The 3769-nt window shown below is 38.4% G+C and carries 3 protein-coding genes; all 3 read right to left on the minus strand.

The features are described from left to right. Positions 1–181: 181 nt before the first annotated feature. A complete protein-coding gene (locus tag ACM0OX_RS35250; protein WP_414519809.1) occupies positions 182–997 on the minus strand; it encodes a hypothetical protein in 816 nt (271 codons plus the stop codon). Between the two features lie 278 nt (positions 998–1275). After that, positions 1276–1746 (minus strand): phage tail protein, encoded by a 471-nt coding sequence (locus tag ACM0OX_RS35255; protein ID WP_414519811.1) that lies wholly within the window; start codon positions 1744–1746, stop codon positions 1276–1278. A gap of 10 nt (positions 1747–1756) precedes the next feature. Beyond that, positions 1757–3388 carry a phage tail sheath family protein gene (locus tag ACM0OX_RS35260; protein ID WP_414519813.1) on the minus strand — a complete coding sequence of 544 codons (1632 nt, stop codon included), beginning with the start codon at positions 3386–3388 and terminating at the stop codon, positions 1757–1759. Positions 3389–3769: the final 381 nt, after the last annotated feature.

Genomic DNA, 3769 nt, shown 5'->3' on the forward strand with positions numbered 1-3769 from the left:
TAAGTCCCCACTCCCAGATATTTAACAGTTCCGAGGCTGATAGCGATCGCATATACAAATCCTACTTGAGTCTTGCTGAGTATATTGACAACTGAACTCTTTATATGGCAAATTTTTAACTGGCTTGGATTTTCAAAAATCAAATACGAGTTCCATAACTAGCTTTAAATCTTTCATTGATTTAATTACCAAGAAAACCACCAGTCTCCTTACCTGCCCAACAATTTTTGTTCTTACAGGTTTGAGGTAGTTTTTGGTCAAAGAATTTCTTAAAGTCATCTAAACTATCGATTTTTTTTCCTTCATACCCTTTTGGCTCGCAATTTTTTCCCTCATAATGTCCACGAACCCTTACTTGACCCACAACATAAACATTGTTCCCTACTGGATGTCCGATTTTCTGACGTGAATAGGCAGCAATGTAGCAACCTGGAGATCCCTTGAAATCACTAACTGTTGGTAAAGGGAAAGTCTTAGGGAGAATGGACTTATTAGGATCTAAAATTTGACTTACATAGGACTGTGGAACATCACCTTTTTGTATTAAACTCTCTAATTTGGAAAGAATATAAGGGTCTCTGATTAAGCCAGCATCAATATTGAATTTGAGTAATTCAGTTCTTTTTTTCGGATCCTCAGATTGAGTTGAATTGGCTATAAGTTCGGACTGATACTTAAGTTGTTCAAGTTTGAGATTAGAATCTCCCTGAACATATGCTACATAAGTCGATGTCAAAAATCCAGCAAACGCAGCAATAATAGGCGGAGTTATCGGATTACTCAAAATATTGTTGGGAAATCTATTCTGTTTAACTTTTATTATATTTTCTTCTCTTTTAATCTCCTGCTCATTTCGATTCTTTTGTTCTTCTAATGCTAGTTTTTTAATGTCAATTAAGTGATTCAAGACAGCCTCATCAATTTTGCCATTATTACTAGCACTAGCAAGAAAGTGATTAATGATTTCATCAATGTTTTGCTTTTTTTCTGAATTCATAGCTGATGCACCTCCTTAATCTAACTGCCTTATCTAGGCAATTTCTGTAATATCCAATTAACAAAGGTTTCCTTCAACCAAATTGATTAAAAAGAGTTGGAAAGTTAAACACAGTGACCTATAGGAATCCTACTTAAATCTTGCTAAGTATACTGAGAACTAAACCTTTATAGGGCATACTTTTAGCTAACTTAGCTTTTTGAAAAATCAAATAGGAGTCCTATAGTTAATTTTCTGCTGGTTAAACAATTAAATCTTGATTAACTAAGCCGAGTTAATCATGAAGCACGTTCCCAACCTTCGTTCTCTATCTTTATGTACTCGATAGCGACAGCATTAGCGCTAGCATCTAAGTCTGGTAATGCTTGATATTCTGAAACCCAGCAACCAAAAATGTTATATGAAGTCGCTTTCTGACCAGCTTCATCACGAACCTCAATAGTGATATCTTTACGGAAATCTGCCAGAGACACTTCTGGACTACCACCAAGCGCCCAGACTTTGTTTGCCCATTGTTCAAAATCACTATCTTTGCTAACACCTCGTTCTAAGGTGATGGCATCGTACTTGCTTTGTCCTGGAGACTTATAGACAGTGCTAGGGTCGCCACCTGTACGGTGTTCTATGACCTCAGTGGTTCGCTTCAAACCACTGACTTTACTTACCCCTGCCACGTCTTTACCAGCGAATTTCACAACAAACTTAAAGTTTTTGTAGAGGTCTAAACGTTTACCTGAAATAGAAGGCATATATTTCTCCTTAAACTGCTATTTGTCCGGCTATTTGCTGAATCTTGAGAATGACAAATTCAGCAGGTTTGAGAGGAGCAAAACCAACAATGATATTGACAATTCCTAAGTTAATATCATTTTGGATTGTTGTTTCTTTATCACACTTCACAAAGTAAGCATCTTCCGGCTTACGACCTTGAAAGGCTCCTTGAAGGAAGAGAGTGTGCATAAAAGCTCCAAGATTCAAGCGAATTTGCGCCCACAACGGCTCGTCATTTGGCTCAAAGACAACCCATTGCGTACCGCGATAAAGACTTTCTTCCAAGAAAAGTGCGAAACGGCGAACCGGAATATACTTCCATTCATCCGTAAGACGGTCATCTCCATTCCGCGTCCGCGATCCCCAAATCACACGACCATAAGCTGGTAGAGTTCGCAAACAATTAATTCCTAGAGGATTCAATTCCCCATTGTCTGGATCTGTTAGAGGTACACTCAATTGTGGTACACCCGTCAAGGTTGCTTCTGTACCTGCTGGAGCCTTCCACACACCGCGTTGAACATCAGTTCGAGCAAATACACCCGCGATCGCACCACAAGGAACAAATTCTTCTATTTGATTTTCCCGTAAAGGATTTGGTTGCTTGATTCGAGGAAAGAAAACAGCAGCATAACTAGTTGGTTCACCAAGGTCGTTCTGAATACCAGCTTTGGCCTTATCCTTATCAGTCCAAGTACTGGGCGGATCGATGATAAAAAATGCTCGTCGGGTTTGGCAAAATTTTGCTGCTTGATCGACTAAAGAGTCATAATTTATATTGCCATCGTTTTTATAAGGCGGAATACAAAGCATATTAAACAGGTCGGCTTTATTTAAAGCGTAAAGACCCTGTTTATTTGCTTCTTTATTTGTCCCTGTGAAGTCGTTCACATCTAGATCGTCACCATCCGCACCGCTGTTTGGTTCCGCTTTGGTATTTGTATCGTTATTATCATCCCACAATCTTTTATCAGGTGCGGGTTGAGCATGAGCAGCTGGTCTGTCTGTTGGCAGAGATTCATCTCTAAATCGAACGAAATAAGATTCATTCAACAAAACTTTATCTACTCGTCTTGGATGATTTGGCAGCACCGATACGTTGCGAAATACTTCTAATTGACTTGTATTTTGATCCAGAACTGTAATGTTGAATAGTTTTTGCTCATTTGCGTCACGTCTGACATTAGTATCTACATATTCAATCCGCACTTTCAAAGCATTTCCCCAACTGCCTTCATTCGCTGCTTCTAAGTTAAGACCATTCACATTTAGTTGTGCTTTCTTAGCTGTGGGTTCAGTTTCCCCTGGAGTTTGACCTTCTGCTGGAGTTTGAACTTCTGCTTGTTTCAGCTTAGAGTGAGTGAGTCGGACAATAATTGCTTGGCTACCACCGTTGAGGTAAAAATCTCGTAGAGCATAGCCAAGGGTACTATTCAGCCACAATCCGCCAAAAATGCGTTCAAAGTCGCCATAACTGTTAATAGTAATCGGCTCGTCTACAGGGCCTCGTAAGGCGCGACCAATAAAGGCAGTAATAGAGGTAGATACGCCTGTAATCGTGCGTACTCCACTCTTGATTTCTTCTACGTAAACGCCTGGATAAGTTGGTTTTATGGGCATTGTTCGTTCTCTGATTAAGAATTAAAACCTACAAATTGACAAAATAGTCAACTTTTAAATAAAAAAATTAAGATAGATTGTAAATTTTAATATCAGTAATAAGCTATTTGAGCAAGTAAGCCAAATTTGTATTAGATATAACATTGCAGCGAATTACTTTTAATATTAGTTGTCTTATAGACTCTGAAACTCATAAAACTCATTCCATAACTCATAGTAAAACTCATGAAAAATAACATCTTTAAATATGAATGGTACTAAAATAACTTGTAACTAAGTACCTTGACTCTCAACAATTGCATAGGGTCAGAAATAAGAGTGAGTTCTAAACCAAAAGCTTGAGCTTTTTTCTTCAGGTTATTAAGTAGGCGCTCTCAATAC

This window comes from Nostoc sp. PCC 9305, assembly GCF_963920915.1.
Taxonomy (GTDB): Bacteria; Cyanobacteriota; Cyanobacteriia; order Cyanobacteriales; family Nostocaceae; genus Nostoc.